The 15,376-nt window shown below is 61.9% G+C and carries 14 protein-coding genes; 3 read left to right on the top strand and 11 right to left on the bottom strand.

All coding sequences use genetic code 11. The features are described 5' to 3' along the window. Positions 1-336, top strand: a 336-nt coding sequence (locus IQ26_RS26015; protein ID WP_208760212.1) for a transposase, incomplete at its 5' end; no start/stop codon positions are given. 231 nt (positions 337-567) lie between these two features. Here the strand turns inward: IQ26_RS26015 and galE are convergent. Together galE and IQ26_RS26005 are read right to left on the bottom strand one after the other, a co-directional pair. Beyond that, positions 568-1,542, bottom strand: a complete 975-nt coding sequence (galE, locus tag IQ26_RS26010; RefSeq protein WP_145721242.1) for a UDP-glucose 4-epimerase GalE — start codon at positions 1,540-1,542, stop codon at positions 568-570. After that, entirely contained in the window at positions 1,539-2,513 is a 975-nt protein-coding gene (locus IQ26_RS26005; protein ID WP_208760211.1) for a UDP-glucuronic acid decarboxylase family protein, read from the bottom strand. Before IQ26_RS26005 ends, galE begins: the two co-directional genes overlap by 4 nt. 435 nt (positions 2,514-2,948) lie before the next feature. Between IQ26_RS26005 and IQ26_RS26000 the strand changes: the two genes are divergently transcribed. Beyond that, positions 2,949-4,304, top strand: a complete 1,356-nt coding sequence (locus IQ26_RS26000; RefSeq protein WP_145721240.1) for a ferredoxin reductase family protein — start codon at positions 2,949-2,951, stop codon at positions 4,302-4,304. 153 nt (positions 4,305-4,457) lie between these two features. Here IQ26_RS26000 and IQ26_RS25995 read toward each other — a convergent pair whose 3' ends face one another. Both IQ26_RS25995 and IQ26_RS25990 read right to left on the bottom strand, forming a co-directional pair. Beyond that, the gene (locus IQ26_RS25995) at positions 4,458-6,128 is read right to left on the bottom strand and encodes an outer membrane protein (protein WP_145721239.1); all 1,671 of its coding nucleotides are present in this window, start codon (positions 6,126-6,128) and stop codon (positions 4,458-4,460) included. 370 nt (positions 6,129-6,498) lie between these two features. Continuing rightward, the gene (locus tag IQ26_RS25990; RefSeq protein WP_145721238.1) at positions 6,499-7,701 is read right to left on the bottom strand and encodes an MFS transporter; all 1,203 of its coding nucleotides are present in this window, start codon (positions 7,699-7,701) and stop codon (positions 6,499-6,501) included. A 278-nt stretch (positions 7,702-7,979) separates the two neighbouring features. On the opposite strand from IQ26_RS25990, the gene IQ26_RS25980 reads away from it, so the two are divergent. Then, on the top strand, positions 7,980-8,402 hold the full coding sequence (locus IQ26_RS25980; RefSeq protein WP_162458076.1) for a VOC family protein: 423 nt from the start codon (positions 7,980-7,982) through the stop codon (positions 8,400-8,402). 244 nt (positions 8,403-8,646) lie between these two features. Here the strand turns inward: IQ26_RS25980 and IQ26_RS25975 are convergent, their stop codons facing one another. Genes IQ26_RS25975 through IQ26_RS25945 form a run of 7 tightly spaced genes read right to left on the bottom strand, consistent with a single transcriptional unit; the run spans position 8,647 to position 15,376 of the window. Beyond that, a complete protein-coding gene (locus tag IQ26_RS25975) occupies positions 8,647-9,903 on the bottom strand; it encodes a Zn-dependent hydrolase (RefSeq protein ID WP_145721232.1) in 1,257 nt (418 codons plus the stop codon). Beyond that, complete coding sequence (locus IQ26_RS25970; protein WP_145721230.1) at positions 9,900-10,742, bottom strand: BtpA family protein; 843 nt, start codon at positions 10,740-10,742, stop codon at positions 9,900-9,902. Before IQ26_RS25970 ends, IQ26_RS25975 begins: the two co-directional genes overlap by 4 nt. Then, complete coding sequence (locus IQ26_RS25965) at positions 10,739-11,650, bottom strand: ribokinase (RefSeq protein WP_145721229.1); 912 nt, start codon at positions 11,648-11,650, stop codon at positions 10,739-10,741. The genes IQ26_RS25970 and IQ26_RS25965 overlap by 4 nt, the downstream gene beginning before the upstream one ends. 2 nt (positions 11,651-11,652) lie before the next feature. Beyond that, positions 11,653-12,423, bottom strand: coding sequence for a glutamine amidotransferase (locus IQ26_RS25960; RefSeq protein WP_145721226.1), 771 nt, complete (start codon positions 12,421-12,423; stop codon positions 11,653-11,655). A gap of 31 nt (positions 12,424-12,454) precedes the next feature. Next, positions 12,455-13,558 (bottom strand): phosphotriesterase family protein, encoded by a 1,104-nt coding sequence (locus tag IQ26_RS25955; protein ID WP_145721224.1) that lies wholly within the window; start codon positions 13,556-13,558, stop codon positions 12,455-12,457. A gap of 1 nt (position 13,559) precedes the next feature. Continuing rightward, positions 13,560-14,579, bottom strand: coding sequence for an ABC transporter permease (locus IQ26_RS25950; protein WP_145721222.1), 1,020 nt, complete (start codon positions 14,577-14,579; stop codon positions 13,560-13,562). Next, positions 14,576-15,376, bottom strand: a complete 801-nt coding sequence (locus IQ26_RS25945; protein ID WP_407660286.1) for an ATP-binding cassette domain-containing protein — start codon at positions 15,374-15,376, stop codon at positions 14,576-14,578. Before IQ26_RS25945 ends, IQ26_RS25950 begins: the two co-directional genes overlap by 4 nt.

Below are 15,376 nucleotides of genomic sequence, written 5' to 3'. Positions count from 1 at the left end.
GAGATCGGCCGCATCCTCGCCGACGCCGGCTATCGCGGCCACAACGCACCGCAGAGCCACAAGTTCAGGGTCTTCACCGCCGGCCAGAAGCGCCGCGTCACCCCAGCCATCAAGCGCCAGATGCGGCGGCGGTCGGCGGTCGAGCCCGTCATCGGCCACATCAAGAGCGAACACAGAATGGGCCGCAACTACCTCGCCGGCCGCCAGGGCGACGCCCTCAACGCCATCCTGGCCGCCGCCGGCTACAACTTCTCCCTCCTGCTCAGGTGGCTGAAGGATTTTTTGTCGCTCTTGATCGCCCTGCTTCAACTTCGGCCGAAGTCGGTCGCAGCTTAGGGCCCGGATTGTTCACGGTCGACTATCTTTAGTCGGCATCAGGCGACGGCTTTCGTTTTGTACGGCCCGCGCTTGCCCGGTTTGGGCGCAACTGCGTCCATCATGTATGCATTGCGCTGAGCATATAGGAGTTCGGGCAGGATCGCGACAAGCGACGCGTCAAATTTCAAACTGAGACACTACCCCGCTCTCGATTGCGACCAAGCGGTAGGGCCCTTCCGCAAAAGATCGTCACAACCGGCTGCGATACCAGGCCAGCGCCGTTTCGACGATCCGGTCGATTCCGGATTGCTCAGGCATCCAGCCGAGTTCCCGTGCGGCCTTGCCGGCAGCGGCTACGAGCGCAGGCGGGTCACCTGCCCTGCGCGCACCGTAGGCCACCGGGAGGCGCGTTCCCGAAGCCCGGCGCACGGCATCGACCAACTCGTTCACCGTCGTTCCGGTTCCGGTGCCAAGATTGTAGACGTGGACCCCCCGATCGCGGAGAAGCTTCTCCCCTGCCAGAACGTGCGCACGGGCGAGATCGGTGACGTGGACATAGTCCCGCACCGCGGTTCCGTCACGGGTGTCGAAGTCGGTGCCATTGATGGTAAAAATCCGGCCCGATCTAACCGCCGCCTCGATAGCGAGCGGAATGACATGTGTTTCCGGTTCATGCCGCTCGCCGACCTCGCCGTCGGGATCACATCCGGCCGCGTTGAAATACCGGAGCACAACCGCGTTGAGGCCATGAGCATCCGAAAGATCGTCCACCATTCGCTCTACGATGAATTTCGACCATCCATAGGGATTGATGGGCGACTGCGGATGCGTTTCGTCAATCGGAGAACGGATCGGAACGCCGTAAGATGCGCAGGTGCTCGACAAGATCAGCTTGTCGACGCCGATCTTCAGCATTTCCTCGAGCAAGACCAGCGTCCCAAAACTGTTATTTCGGTAGTAGAGTTCCGGGCGCTCGACGGACTCGCCGATATAGGCGTAGGCGGCGAAATGCGCCACCACATCCGGCCGATGCTGGTGCAGCGCTGCTGCCACCGCTGCGGCGTCGCAAATATCGCCCTCGACAAGCGGTCCCCATTTGACCGCGTCGCGCCAGCCGCGCGAGAGGTTGTCATACGCAATGACCGACCAACCGGATTCGGCGAATGCTTTGCAACAGTGTGAGCCGATATAACCCGCCCCGCCGGTGACCAAGACTGTTTTCATTCGGCTGCAGCGGACCCAGCATGTCCCGATGAGACCAAGTCATCAAAATAGGCAATGGTCTTGGCGAGACCATCGCGCAATGCGATTCTTGGCTTCCAATTGAGTTCGCGCGAGGCGTACCCGATATCAGGCTGTCGCTGCCTTGGATCGTCGACGGGCAAAGGTAAAAACTTGATCTTGGATCGGCTTCCGGTAAGTTCGATCACGAGATTGGCGAGTTCGAGCATCGTGAATTCGACCGGGTTGCCCAGATTGATTGGACCGGTTACATCGTCGGCCGTTTGCATCAGGCGAACCAGACCGTCGATGAGATCGTTTACATAGCAAAATGAACGTGACTGCTGGCCGTTGCCGTACACGGTTATCGGCTGGTTTTGCAGTGCCTGCACGATGAAGTTGGAAATGACGCGGCCGTCGTCCGGACGCATCCTCGGACCGTAGGTGTTGAAGATGCGCGCTACCTTGATGCGCAGCCTGTGCTGCCGCCAATAGTCGAAAAACAGGGTTTCGGCACACCGCTTGCCTTCGTCGTAACACGAACGGAGCCCTATCGGGTTTACCCTGCCCCAATAGTCCTCTTTCTGCGGGTGAACCTCGGGATCGCCGTAGACTTCGGACGTGGACGCCTGAAGGATCTTTGCGCGAACCCGCTTGGCGAGCCCCAGCATGTTGATCGCCCCATGGACGCTGGTCTTTGTCGTCTGGACCGGATCGAACTGGTAGTGAACGGGGCTCGCCGGGCAGGCAAGATTGTATATTTCATCCACTTCTATGTAGAGCGGAAATGTCACGTCGTGGCGAATGATCTCAAAGGATCTGTCGTCGAGCAAATGCGAGACGTTTCTCCGGCTTCCCGTGAAGAAATTGTCGACGCATACAACCTCGTGGCCTTCACCAAGCAACCGCTCGCATAAGAACGATCCCAGAAAACCTGCACCCCCAGTCACCAAGACTCGCTTTACCCGCTGCATTTTCGGGATCCTCACGCCAGTTTACCCCAACCTAATAAGCTAACCCGACGACACGGTGATTTACCAGAGCCCTGCCTTCACTTAGCGTTAACGATGAGAAATCCTCCTCGAAGGCGGCCGTCTTCCAGCACCCGTTCCGTCCCTCCCCAGAATGGCAATGACGTCGCGTGAGGCACATGTTAAAAAATGTGCGATAACTACCTGAATTTTCTTGTTTTTGAGCGTTTCGTGTTCGGAGCGACCTACAGACCATCGGATGCGCTGCAGTGCAGCATGCCATCGGGAAATGCCTCTGGCGGACCAATAAAAACCGATCGAGCTCCTGAGATACGCCGCAGCGGACAGTGCCGCACCCCCGTTGATCCACGTCAACGACACGGGCCAGAGCAGCACAAATAACCGATCCCGATCATTTGCTTTGCGAGAAAGACCGCGATGCGAAACATCAAACGCGCCTTCTGGGGCATGCTGGCATTGGTGAGCGTTCTGTGGGTCTTTGCTGAACCCCAGGTGTTTCAGCCGGCCAGTTTCCTCGCGCTTCGAGGGACGATGGTTCAGTACAGCGGCATCATAGCCATGGCAGCCATGAGCGTGGCCATGATTCTGGCGCTGCGGCCGCGTTGGCCGGAGCCGTGGTTTGGCGGGCTGGACAAGATGTATCGCCTGCACAAGTGGCTCGGCATAGCGGCCCTCGTCGTCTCCGTAGTCCATTGGCTGTGGAGCCAGGGGCCGAAATGGGCGACCGGCTGGGGCTGGCTCGAACCACGTGTACGCGGAGCGAGGCCGGTTCCGGAAAACCCGGTGGAGCAATTCTTCATGACCCTGCGCGGTTCCGCGGAGGGCTTGGGTGAATGGGCGTTCTACGCCGCCGTGCTGCTGATCGCGCTGGCGCTTATCAAGCGATTTCCCTACCGCCCGTTCTACAAGACGCATCGCTTGCTGGCCGTCGCCTATCTGGTGCTGGTGTTCCATTCGGTGGTGCTGACCAGCTTCAGCTACTGGACTTCGCCGGTCGGCGTGGGGATGGCGCTGCTCTTGGCAGCGGGCACCTACGCGGCGCTTGTTGTCCTGCTGCGTCGCGTCGGTGCGGCCCGGCAGGTTCAGGGCGAGATCGCCTCGCTCCAGTACTATCCCGGCGTGCGGGCGCTCGAGGCCGAGATCGAGGTGCCGCGTGGCTGGCCCGGCCACAAGCCCGGCCAGTTCGCCTTCGCGACCTCGGACACGTCGGAAGGGGCGCACCCTTACACCATCGCCTCTGGGTGGAATGAAAAGGATCCGCGGATCACTTTCGTCACCAAGGCACTGGGCGACCACACTAGCCGCCTGCGCGAGAAATTGCACGTCGGGCAGGAGGTGAAGATCGAAGGACCATACGGTTGTTTCACCTTCGACAACGGCCAGCCCCGGCAGATCTGGATCGGCGGTGGCATCGGCATCACGCCGTTCATCGCCGGCATGAAGCATATCACGCTGGAGCGGCATGCAAACCCGAACCAGCCCCGACCTCCGGTGATCGACCTGTTTCACACGACCACCGAGTATGATGAGACGGCCATCGCCAAGTTGCAGGCGGATGCTGAGGCCGCTGACATTCGCCTGCACGTCCTGGTCGACGCCCGCGACGGTCTCTTGACCGGCGAACGCATTCGCGCTGCGGTACCGGAATGGCGCGAGGCCAGCATCTGGTTCTGCGGTCCGGCAGGTTTCGGCGAGGCGCTGCGGCAGGATTTTGCCGCGCAGGGGCTGCCGGTGACGGAGCGCTTCCATCAGGAACTCTTCGCCATGCGGTGAAGCGGGGGTTCTGACGAAGAGCCAAGCAGAGCGGTATCGGCACCTTGCCGATACCGGACGGTAGCGCCTTTCGGCGGTTCGCTTTCCAACGAAGCGGCGCAACTGATACCCGCGACAATGGGGTAGAAGCCACAGAACTACGCCGGAATGGGGTCAGAATTGATAGATCACGGAAAGGCGAACGGTATGGCTGGAAAGGTCGACTTTGCTGCCGGGGCTCACGAAGGAATTGGTCTGGATGTTTCCGAGGGTTCCACCAAAACCGGCGCCGCCGACAGCGATGTCGACAGACTTGTACTTGTCGTACAGATATTCCGTGCGCAATCTCAAATGTTCGCTGGCCTTGAGCACCAGGCCGCCGCCGATCGAATAGCCGTAAACGGTCTTTGAGAGGCCGGACCTGGTGACGGTCGCGGCGCCGACGAGCGGTGCATTCGGCGGCACGGCGACGGCCCCGAAAACGCTTGCTCCGTACCTGTCGGGGCTCTTGCCGACGGCGAGGCCGCCGGCAACGAAGCCCAAGAGGGCAGGCGTGATTTCGTAGCCGGCCGTCAATCTGGCATGGCCCAGCGTCTTGACCTCGGAGAAAAACAGCTTGGTGCCGACGCACTCGAAATGCCCGACGCCGAGCTCGACGAAATTGATCGGCTGTGTCAGGCATTCCGGCCCACCGGGATCACGCTCACGACTGAAAGAGTTGCCGAACTCAAGGTCGCCCTCCGCACCCAGCACGACGCGCCCGAATTGATGCGCATAGCCCGCAACGAGATGCCCGCCCGTCGAATCGCCCTCAAATTCGTTGGAGGGTGTCACCGAAAGCGAGCCGCCGGTGTCGGTGTTGCTCATGTTGAGGAAGTTGGTGGCGTCGGGAAAGCCAACCTCGTGGCGGTTCATCGACAGACCGCCTCCGAAATAGACGCCCGACCAGTCGCTCTGAGCGAGATAGGCAGGTTCCTCGACCGGTTCGTCATTGCCCCAGAATTGATAGATGGCGGAAAGGCGCACGGCGTGGCTCGAATAGTCGACGCGGTTACCAGGGCTGCTGAAGGAGTTGATCGTCACCTCGCCGATCGTGCCGCCGAAGCCGGCACCGCCGACAGCGATTTTTTGACCCTTGTACTTGTCGTAGAGATATTCGCCACGCAGCATGAACCCGTGGCCGACCTTGACCTGCAGGCCGCCGCCGATCGAGTAGCCATAAATGGTCTCGCCGAGACCACGCCGGGTGACTGTCGCAGCGCCGACGAGCGGCGAGTCCGGCGGGTCAGCGACAAATCCTCCGGCGCTCGCTCCGATCAGTTCGGGGCTCTTGCCGATGGCGAGGCCGCCCGCCGCGAAAGCAAGGACCGTTGGCGTCAGTTCGACGCCGACCACACCGCGCACATGACCCAGCGTCTTGACGTCTTCGAAGAACGTGCTGAGGCCAATGCAGCTGAAGTTGCCTGGGCTGACGATGGGCGGATTGGCGCAAGTCGGGATGCCGGGGCTGCGGTCGACGGAAAACGACGGGCCGAACTCATAGTCGGCCTCGGCGCCGAACACGAACCGGTCCTTCTGGAACAGATAGCCGGCCAGCACATGCCCGCCGATCGTGTTGCCTTTATGCTCGAGGTCGGGGACCTTTTCGAAATGCCCGATGCCCGGCGGGGTGCTGTCGTCGATCGTTACCCGATCCGTTCCGTTCGGAAATGCAACCGTATTCTCCCGGAACGACAGACCGCCGCCGACATAGACGCCCGACCAGTCGCCGGCGATCGCAGGATACGCCGCAGACGTTAGAAACGCAGCGGTCAGCGCAATTCTACCAAGCCCAGAATATCTCATGGTGCCCCCCGACAATGCCACCTGCACTTGGTAGCACGCACGCGAACGGGGGCGATATGACCAAAATGCAACACAGAGCAAGCAAGAGCGTGGGTATATTGAGAAATATTATTATATAATTAGGGAACTTTTCACCAAACCGAGCTATGTATCTTCAATTAATATTGTATAGGCAACAAATATATTTACACCTATTTCAAAGATTATATCTGGCCAATAAAAGTAAAAGCTTAAATTGGCAATTGAGAGTTATTTGCGATCTCGCTGCCCGCTTGGCAACTGCTTTAAGGGCTCCGCGATGTCCGCTTCGGCTCACAGCCTGACGCAGTTCGATGGCCGCTCCAAAGGCGGCCATCGCTTCGCTCACCTCCTAAGCCGGCTGCAACTCTCTGCGTGGCAGCCGCGGGAAGGCGATCGCCACCGCCACCGCGCCAAGCCCAACAAGGGCCGAGCCGATGAACAGCCAGGAATAGCTCGCGTAGGCATCGAACACCACGCCGCCGGCGAGCGGGCCGAAGGCCATGCCGATGCTGGACAGCATGGTCGCGGCACCAAACACCGTACCGAGGATGCGCTGGCCAAAATACTCGCGCGCCAGCACCGCATAGAGCGGCATGACGCCGCCATAGGTGGCGCCGAAGATGACGGCGAGCGTGTAGAATTGACCCAACTGGCTGACGGCGAGATAGGCCGCGATGACCACGGCCTGTATCGCCAGCCCGGCGATCAGCACCGGCTTGACGCCCAGCCTATCGGCAAGGACACCGAACAGAAGCCTGCCGCCTAAGCCGGCCAGGCCCTCGACGCTGTAGATCGAGACCGCCGCCATCGGCGCTATGCCGCATAGCATCGCATAGCTCACCATGTGGAAGATCGGCCCGGAATGCGCCGCACAGCAGGCAAAGAAGGTGAGCGCCAGAACGATGAACTGTGGCGAGAGCAGCGCTTGGCGCACCGACATGCCTGCACCCGCGGCGACCGGCTCTGCGGCGGCGTCGGCAGCGGCAGGCTCCGGCGGCTGACGCACCAGCAGGGCCGCCGGCAGGAGCAACACCCATGCCATGATGCCGATGTCGAACATGGCGATGCGCCAGTCATAAGCCGAAATCAGCCAGCGCGCGAAGGGCGAGATCGTCATTGGCGCCACGCCCATGCCGGCCGAGACCAGCGAAACGGCAAGGCTGCGGTTGGTGTCGAACCAGGCGGTGGTCAGCGCGATCATTGGCGTGAAGAAGGCGCTTGCCGCGAGGCCGACGAGCACGCCATAGGTTATCTGGAAGACAAGCAGCGAGTTGGTGCGGCTCGCCAGGACCAGCGCCAGCCCGAGCAGCGCAGCACCAGTCATCACGACGATGCGGGCGCCGAGGCGATCGTAAATGGCGCCCCAGGCGAAGCCGCCGACGCCCATCACCAGGAAGTTCAGCGTCATCGCGCTCGATATGCCGGCGCGCGACCAGCCCGTGTCGAGCGTCATCGGTTCGAGGAAGATCGCCAGCGAGAACATCGCCCCAAGGGCGACACAGGTCATCAGGGCACCAGCCGCGACGATGACCCAACGATAGGAAAGGCTCATATTTTTCTCCCATGCCGGAGGCATCTTGTTTGACCATGATCCTTTCCGAAAACCGGTTCCCACTTTTCGGGATCATGGTCTGGACCGTGTTCGACGGCGCGACTTTTCGTGCTTCGCAGCGCCGCTTGCGTCCGAAGGACGATGGCGACATTTCGAATCCTACAATCCGGTTGCATTTTTTATCCAGTCCAAGAAAACGCGCCACTCAATTGCTCATGGCATTGACCGTGCGCCCTCCGAAGCTAGATTTCCAAGCTGGCGATCAGGAGCTATCAGGCATGGAACTTCATCGCGGCCGGCTCATCGACCACATCCAGCTGGTGGTCAGGGATCTTGCGGCCAGCCGGCGCTTCTACGAGGCGGTTCTCAAGGTGCTCGACGTTCCCATAGGCGGCAGCGCCGAGGATTATTTCTGGGCCGACGAGCTGTTCGTCTCCAGCATCGACAGCCGGGCCGCCAACGGACAACTGACCGGGCGCCACCACCTTGCGTTCCAGGCAAGGGACCGCGCGATGGTCGACGCCTTCTACCAGGCCGGGCTCGATGCCGGCGGCACGGACAATGGCGCACCGGACGAGCGGCAGCACTACCATCCCGGCTACTATGCCGCCTTCCTGCTCGATCCCGACGGCAACAACATCGAGGCGGTCTTCCACGGGCCGGCCAACCGCAGCGCCGCTTCGGTGAAGATCAGGTTTTAACTGTTTGTGACCCTGGCGGATGGATGTGATCGGCTCATGCCGAGATTGATGATACTGGGTAGAATGCATTATTCCCGCAGCGCCCGCCTCGGAGCGTTCCCAACGCACTGGATATCGAGCCCGATGGCGGGGGCCCCTCCCATCGGGATTTCCAAGAAATCTGGCCTACGGGCCTCAGTGATGTCACGCAAATGCGTGCGGCGGCTTGCTACAACAGGCCGGGCCTGGCCGCGGTGGCAAATGATCATCTATACCGGTTGCCCGCAGAGGCCGCCACAATGGCTGCCCGCAACAGGACCCGCGCACCGTTGATCGCATGAGCAGGCTCCACATATTCGGCCTCATTATGGCTGAGCCCGTCGCGGCACGGCACGAAGATCATTGCAGCCGGCGCCACGCGGGCGATGAACAGCGCGTCATGGAAAGCGCCCGATATCATCCGCTTATGCGGTAGCCGCAGAGAATTGACGGCTTCTTCGACGACATCGATCATATCCGGCGAAAATGCTGCCCCGGGCATGTCGAACGATCGCGCGATCGCTGCCGTGCAGATCCGGGCCTCGGCCTCCGTCCGGCAGACCTGGCGCACCTCGGCCTCAATGGCATCGAGCCGCTCCGGTTGCGGATGCCGCAGGTCGACGGTGAAGATCACCGATTGCGGTATCGCGTTTATCGATCCTGGCTGGGCTGCGATCCGGCCCACTGTCAGCCGTGCGTCGGCGTCGAGCGACATGATCGTTGCCTGCAACCTGTGCATCGCCGCAACGGCGGCAACCATCGGATCCCTACGGTATGCAAGGCCGGTCGTGCCGGCATGACCCGCGGCACCCTGAATGCAGACTTCCAGCCAGCGCGTACCCTGGACGGCCGTGACGACGCCGATCGGCATCCGCTCCTTTTCCAACGACGGTCCCTGTTCGATATGGAGCTCGATGTAGCCTGATATCGGCATGCCGATCGGCCGCGCCGCCGCCTCCGGCAATGCAGCGATCGTCGCATCGAGTTCCGTTGCTAGGGACGCGCCGTCGCTGCCGACTATCAATTTCCATGCGGCTGTATCGGCACCCGCGAATGCCATCGAACCCATGACGCCCGGCGCGAAGCGGCTGCCCTCTTCATTGGTCCAGGCGACGACCTCGACCGGCATTCGGGTCTGCGCCTTCGCGTCCTCCAGGGCTTCGAGTGCTTCGAAGGCGGAAAGCGTGCCGAGCGCTCCGTCGAAGCGCCCTCCGGTCGGCTGGCTGTCAAGGTGGCTGCCGATCAGAAGCGGTGGCAGGGCGGTATCGGAGCCCTCTCGGCGGATAAAGAGGTTCGCCAAGCCGTCCTGAAAAACCGTGAAGCCGCGCTCAAGCGCCAATTCCGCCAGCAGACGCCGGGCGCTGCGATCCTCGACGCTCAACGCCTGCCGATTGACGCCCCCGGCCGGCGTCGCGCCGATCCGGGCGAACGCATCGAGCCGCCTGAGCAATCTCTCGCCGTCAATTTCCGGCTGCAAAGTCATCGTTTGAGGCCGCGGATGAAGGCGTTCACCCGCTGTGCCTCAACCTGGTTCCACCAGACCCCGTCATATTTCAGCGAGCTGGCGACGATCACACCGTCGACGATGTCGAGAATATCGTTGGCATTGTCGGCCGTCACACCGCTGCCGACGAGCGTCGACAATCCAGCTGCTTCCTTGATCATCCTGATGTAGTCGAGGTCAGCGGCGTGGCCGGTGCGCTGGCCGGTGGCGATTACCGCATCGGCGTCGAAGAACACCAGATCCTTGACCTGTTCCTCGACTGGCCGGTCGCCGACGATCGCATGTGCGCCATGCTTGACATGGGCATCGGCGAAGATGCGGATGCCATTGGCGCGAAGCCGGGCACGGAACCGCATGGCGCGCGCCGCTTCGCCTTCGATAAAGCCCTCATTGGCGACATAGGCGTTGGCCCATTGATTGACGCGGACGAAGGAAGCACCCGAGGCGCTGGCGATCGACAGTGCGGGGATGGAGGCATTGGCGAGCACATTGATGCCAATCGGTCTCCCGAGTTCTCGGCGGATGCGGTCGGAAACGACGGACATATAGGCGGAGGTTTCCGGCCCGATATCATCCGGTTTGGCAAACGGCACGTCGCCATGGTTCTCGACGATAACGCCATCGCAACCACCATGCAGATAGGCTTTCGCATCGTCGAGGCCGCGTTGATAGATGGCCTCGACCGCCTCGCCATTGTAACGCGGCGCGCCCGGTAGGGGTGCGAGATGAACGACGCCGATCACCACCTTGTTCCTGCCGAAGATCGACTGCAACGCGTCATCCGCGACTTGACCGATTGGTTTGGGGGACTTTGTCATGCCTTTTCCGTCTCTGTCGTTGCCATGAGCATCTTCATCTCGTGCCCGTCTGGGCAGGACTCGAGCGTGCCGGTGCGTCCAACCGAAATGCTGGCGGCACGTACCGCGATCCGCGCCCCGGCAGCGAGGTCGATTCCAGCTGCAAGGCAGCCGGCGAGGCAACCGCAAAAGACATCACCAGCACCGCTGGTGTCGACCACGGCCACCTTGGGCGCGGCGATCTGTTCGATCGGTCCCTTGCTGTCGGCGACCAGGCAGCCACGCGCGCCAAGCGTAATGATCGCGGCGCTGGCCCCTTGGCGGATCAACTCATGGGCCGCCGCGGCAGGATCGCTGGCGCCGGTCAGCTGCGCCGCCTCGCCCGCATTGGCGACAACGTGGCTGACGGCACTCAGAGGCGGTGCATAGCCGGCCGCGAGCGGGCTCGGATTGAAGATCGTCAAGGCTCCTGCCGCGCGCGCCGCGCGCAGACAGGCCGTCGTCGCATCGGGGTGAAGGTTGCCCTGCATCACCATGATGTCCGAGCTTTCGATCGAGCGCACGAGGCCGCTGTCGGCCAGGGGATCGAAAGCGGCAGCACAACTGGCGCCGGTGACGATGAAGTTCTCGCCGCGCGCATCGACCATGATCGTCGAACGGTCGCTGGGCAGCGGCAGCGTTGTCAGATGACGGACATCGAGATCGCGGCTCAACTGATCCCTTATCCATGCACCGGCCGCATCATTGCCGATCGCCGCACGGAAACGAACATCAGCTCCGGTGCGCGCCGCGGCCACCGCCTGGTTCGCACCTTTGCCGCCAAGTCCGTCGGAATGTTCCGACGCGTTCAGCGTCTCTCCCGCCGCCGGAAAGCGGTCTAGCCGAAACGTCGTATCGACGCAGACATTGCCGATGACATGGACGCGCATGGCTAGTCCCTGGCTGTTGCCCAGCCCAGCATCTGTTCGAACAATGTCTTGTAGCCGCTCCAGGCGATGAAGCCCGGCGGCAGCCAGTGCGGGCCGACATCCGAGGTCCAGGCGACGGTGCGGCCCTTGCCATATTTGCCGGTTACCAGCAGCGGCAGGGAACGGTAGTCGGAAGACACGGTGGCGAGAACTTCCGCATCGTCCTTGACCATGACCTCGTTGAAGCCGAGCAGGATCGGCCAATCCTTGCCGAGGCCCTTGAGGATCGGATGGCTCTGCGGGCCGACAACGACCGGCGCATAGCCCTCCGGAACCTCGACACGGTCGTCTACCGGCAGGCAGGAGACGGGCAGAACCTCCTCGACCGGCGTCTTGTGATAACGCGCGCCGCCATTGATGCCCTGGAAGCTGTAGTAGCCGCCGAACATCAACAGGCCGCCGCCATTGCCGACATAGTCGCGCAGCACGCGCAGCCGGTTCGGCGTCGGTTTGGAGTGGATCCAGGTGTCGGGGTGAAGCAGCAGCGTGTTGGCGCCAAGATCGGAAAGCACGACCGCGTCATAGGCCGAAAGCGCTTCCATGGTCTGGGGAAAATTCCGCTGCGCCTCATGCGCCGGCATGAAGGTGACGTCGAACGGACCATTCTTCAGCGCGGCCAGCAGTTCGTCGGCGCCGGTGTGATAGGTCACGGTCGGAAACTGGTCGAAGCCCTTGATATGAGTCGCGGTCGAGACCCAGGACTCGCCTGCGAGAAGAACCTTCTTCCTGGACATGTTTGCTCCCTATGTCGAATTGATCCACGGTTTAGAGGCTCGCGGCGAACACGGTCTTCGGATTGTCGACGAGCATGCGGTCGATTGCCGCCTGCTCGACGCCGTGGCGTTTCAGCCGCGGCACGAAATGCTTGAGGATGAAGCCGTAGCCGAAGCCCCCGAAGCGCGTCAGCATGATCTTCAGAAAGACGTCCTGCGACAGCAGAAGCCGGTCGATCAGGCCCATGTCGATCAGCGAGCGGATTGCCTGCGCATTCTGCTCGTCGGAAGGCGATTGCGCGTCCTGGTCGGCATAATAGAAATCCATGCCGATCATATCGTATTCCAGGAAGGCGCCGCGCGCGGCGAGGCTTTTCTGATAGGTGAGATCGTTGTGGCTCGGATTCATATGGCATAGCACCGTATGCCTGAGATCGGCGCCTTCCGCCTCGACCACGTCGAGCACGTCATGCGCCAGCCGTTCCCAGCCGGGCAGATGGATGGTCAGCGGCACACCGGTGATTTTCGCGGCACGAGCCGAAGCGCGTAGCGATTTGCGCTCCTCGTCGGTGAAATCCTTGCTGACGCCGACCTCGCCGATGATGCCGGCCATGATTTCGGGCTGCGTCGTCCCGCCGCCGACATCGTTGACCAGGAATTCGGTGACCTCATCGACGTCCATCGCCTTCAGCCAGTCGGGATGGGTGTGCTGCAAGTAGAAACCTGTCCCCATGACGATCCGCAGCCCCGAGGCGCGGGCGATACGCGCCAGCTTCACCGGATCGCGGCCAATACCGATATTGGTCGCATCGACCACGGTATGGCCGCCGAGCGCCCGGTACTTCGCGAGTTCCGAAAGCGCCAGGTCGCTGTCATCGAGCGAGACGTTGTCGCGGTTCATATAGGGGTTCATCCGCAGTTCGCCGATGATTTCCATGCTGACCGGTTGCTCGGCGATCTTCTTCTCGTCGGGATGGCAGGGACATTTCCACGATGTCGCGCCGTCGAGCAGGATGTGCTCATGCATAAGCGTCACGCCCATATCGGTGATCGCAATCGGGCCGGCAACGGTCATCACCGTACCGGAGCGAACACCGATCGGCGCCCGTTCCCCTGGCTTGGCTTTGATTGGCTTGTCGTCGAACAGATGATCCATGTCAGCGGCTCCGCGTTGCGCCCTTGAACAGGCGGAAATTCAGCCAGATGGCAACGAGGATGATTGTGCCGGTGACGATCGGCGTCAGGAAGGGCGACATATGCGCGAGGATCAGGCCGTTGCCGATGACTGCGACGGTCAACGCGCCGAGCACTGTACCGATGATCGTGCCGCGCCCGCCGAACAGGCTGGTGCCGCCAAGCACCACGGCGGCGATGACATCGAGTTCAAAACCCTGGCCGGCATTCGATGAGCCGGAGCCGAGTCGGGCTGCGAGAATGATGCCGGCCACCGCCGACGCCATGCCGGACAGGATATAGACGAAGAGCATCATGAAGCGTGTATCGACACCGGCGCGGCGCACAGCCTCGGCATTGGCCCCAATGCCGGTCACATAGCGGCCGAACGGTGTCTGATTGAAAGCGAGATAGGCGATGATCAGAACAACAAGGGCGAGCAGTGCCGGCACCGGCACACCGAGAAACCAGGCCCTGCCGATATTCACGAAGAAGCTGGTTGGCTCAACGGGGATCGAATAGCCGCCGGTGATCAGCAGCGCCACCCCGCGAATGACGGAGAGCCCGGCCAGCGTGACGATGAAGGCCGGTATCCGCTCATAGGCGATGAAGAAGCCCTGCAAAGCCCCGACCGCCGCGCCGAGCGCCAGCATGGCGATGACGACTAGCGGCCACGGCAGGCCAGCCTGCAGCAGGACCGCCGACAGCGTTGCCGTCAGCGCCAGCACGGAGCCGACCGAGAGATCGATGCCGCCCGCGGTGATGACGAAGGTCATCGCCGCCGCAACGATCAGCAGTGGCGCGGACTGGCGCACGATGTTCAGCAGATTGGGCGTCGTCAGGAAGGAGTTGGTGATCAGTGAGAAGACGACGCAGACGACAATGAAGAACAGCGCGATGGAGACAACGCTGCCATTGGCTATCGCCACATCCTTCCAGGTGCTGTTGTGGGCGCGTTTGGGCGGCGAGGCGCCGATATTCCCAGGCGATGAGGTGACATTCATGGCTGTGCTGCCTCATCACGGCTTGCGCGTGCCGAACGCGCGACAAACTTGCGGCCGACGATCAGGTTGACGACCTCCTCGATGCTGGTGTCGCCGATCTTGCGCTCGGCGACATTGCGGCCCTCATACATGACCTGGATACGATCGCAGACCAGGAACAGATCCTGCAGCCGATGGGTGATGAGGATGACGCTGACGCCACGGGCGCTGACGGCGCGAATGAGATCCAGAACCGCCTCGACCTCCGCCACTGCGAGGGCGGCCGTCGGTTCGTCCATGATCAGCACCGACGGATCGAAGGAGGCGGCGCGGCCGATGGCGATCGACTGGCGCTGCCCGCCGGAGAGGTTTTCGACCTTGAGCCTCGTGTCGGCGATGACGATGCCGAGCCGGTCGAGCATCTCGCGCGTCTCGTCGTGCATGCGCTTGTTGTCGAGAAAGGGGATGCCAAGAACGTGGCTGCGCGGCTCGCGGCCAAGGAAGAGATTGCCCGCGACATCCACCGTGTCGCAGAGCGAAAGGTCCTGGTAGACCATCTCCACACGTGCGGCGCGGGCATCGGCCGGTGAGGAAAAGGACACACCCTTGCCATCGATCTCGATGGTGCCGGAATCCGGAATGACCGCACCGGAGAGCACCTTGCTCAAGGTGGATTTGCCGGCGCCATTGTCGCCGACCAGACCGAGCACTTCGCCAGGCTTCAGGTTCAGCGAAACATCGTCCAGCGTCTGGATAGGGCCGTACCGTTTGGAAATACCGGTCATCCTGACGCGGTAGGTCTCGCCATCGCTCATCAT

It is taken from the genome of Mesorhizobium tianshanense (assembly GCF_007830515.1).
Lineage (GTDB): Bacteria > Pseudomonadota > Alphaproteobacteria > Rhizobiales > Rhizobiaceae > Mesorhizobium > Mesorhizobium tianshanense.
This window is presented reverse-complemented; position numbering and strand designations above follow the sequence as displayed.

Coding starts and splice junctions, on each gene's coding strand:
- galE (WP_145721242.1), bottom strand. CDS start 1,542: ATGAAAACAGTCTTGGTCACCGGCGGGGCGGGTTATATCGGCTCACAC.
- IQ26_RS26005 (WP_208760211.1), bottom strand. CDS start 2,513: ATGCAGCGGGTAAAGCGAGTCTTGGTGACTGGGGGTGCAGGTTTTCTG.
- IQ26_RS26000 (WP_145721240.1), top strand. CDS start 2,949: ATGCGAAACATCAAACGCGCCTTCTGGGGCATGCTGGCATTGGTGAGC.
- IQ26_RS25995 (WP_145721239.1), bottom strand. CDS start 6,128: ATGAGATATTCTGGGCTTGGTAGAATTGCGCTGACCGCTGCGTTTCTA.
- IQ26_RS25990 (WP_145721238.1), bottom strand. CDS start 7,701: ATGAGCCTTTCCTATCGTTGGGTCATCGTCGCGGCTGGTGCCCTGATG.
- IQ26_RS25980 (WP_162458076.1), top strand. CDS start 7,980: ATGGAACTTCATCGCGGCCGGCTCATCGACCACATCCAGCTGGTGGTC.
- IQ26_RS25975 (WP_145721232.1), bottom strand. CDS start 9,903: ATGACTTTGCAGCCGGAAATTGACGGCGAGAGATTGCTCAGGCGGCTC.
- IQ26_RS25970 (WP_145721230.1), bottom strand. CDS start 10,742: ATGACAAAGTCCCCCAAACCAATCGGTCAAGTCGCGGATGACGCGTTG.
- IQ26_RS25965 (WP_145721229.1), bottom strand. CDS start 11,650: ATGCGCGTCCATGTCATCGGCAATGTCTGCGTCGATACGACGTTTCGG.
- IQ26_RS25960 (WP_145721226.1), bottom strand. CDS start 12,423: ATGTCCAGGAAGAAGGTTCTTCTCGCAGGCGAGTCCTGGGTCTCGACC.
- IQ26_RS25955 (WP_145721224.1), bottom strand. CDS start 13,558: ATGGATCATCTGTTCGACGACAAGCCAATCAAAGCCAAGCCAGGGGAA.
- IQ26_RS25950 (WP_145721222.1), bottom strand. CDS start 14,579: ATGAATGTCACCTCATCGCCTGGGAATATCGGCGCCTCGCCGCCCAAA.
- IQ26_RS25945 (WP_407660286.1), bottom strand. CDS start 15,376: ATGATGAGCGATGGCGAGACCTACCGCGTCAGGATGACCGGTATTTCC.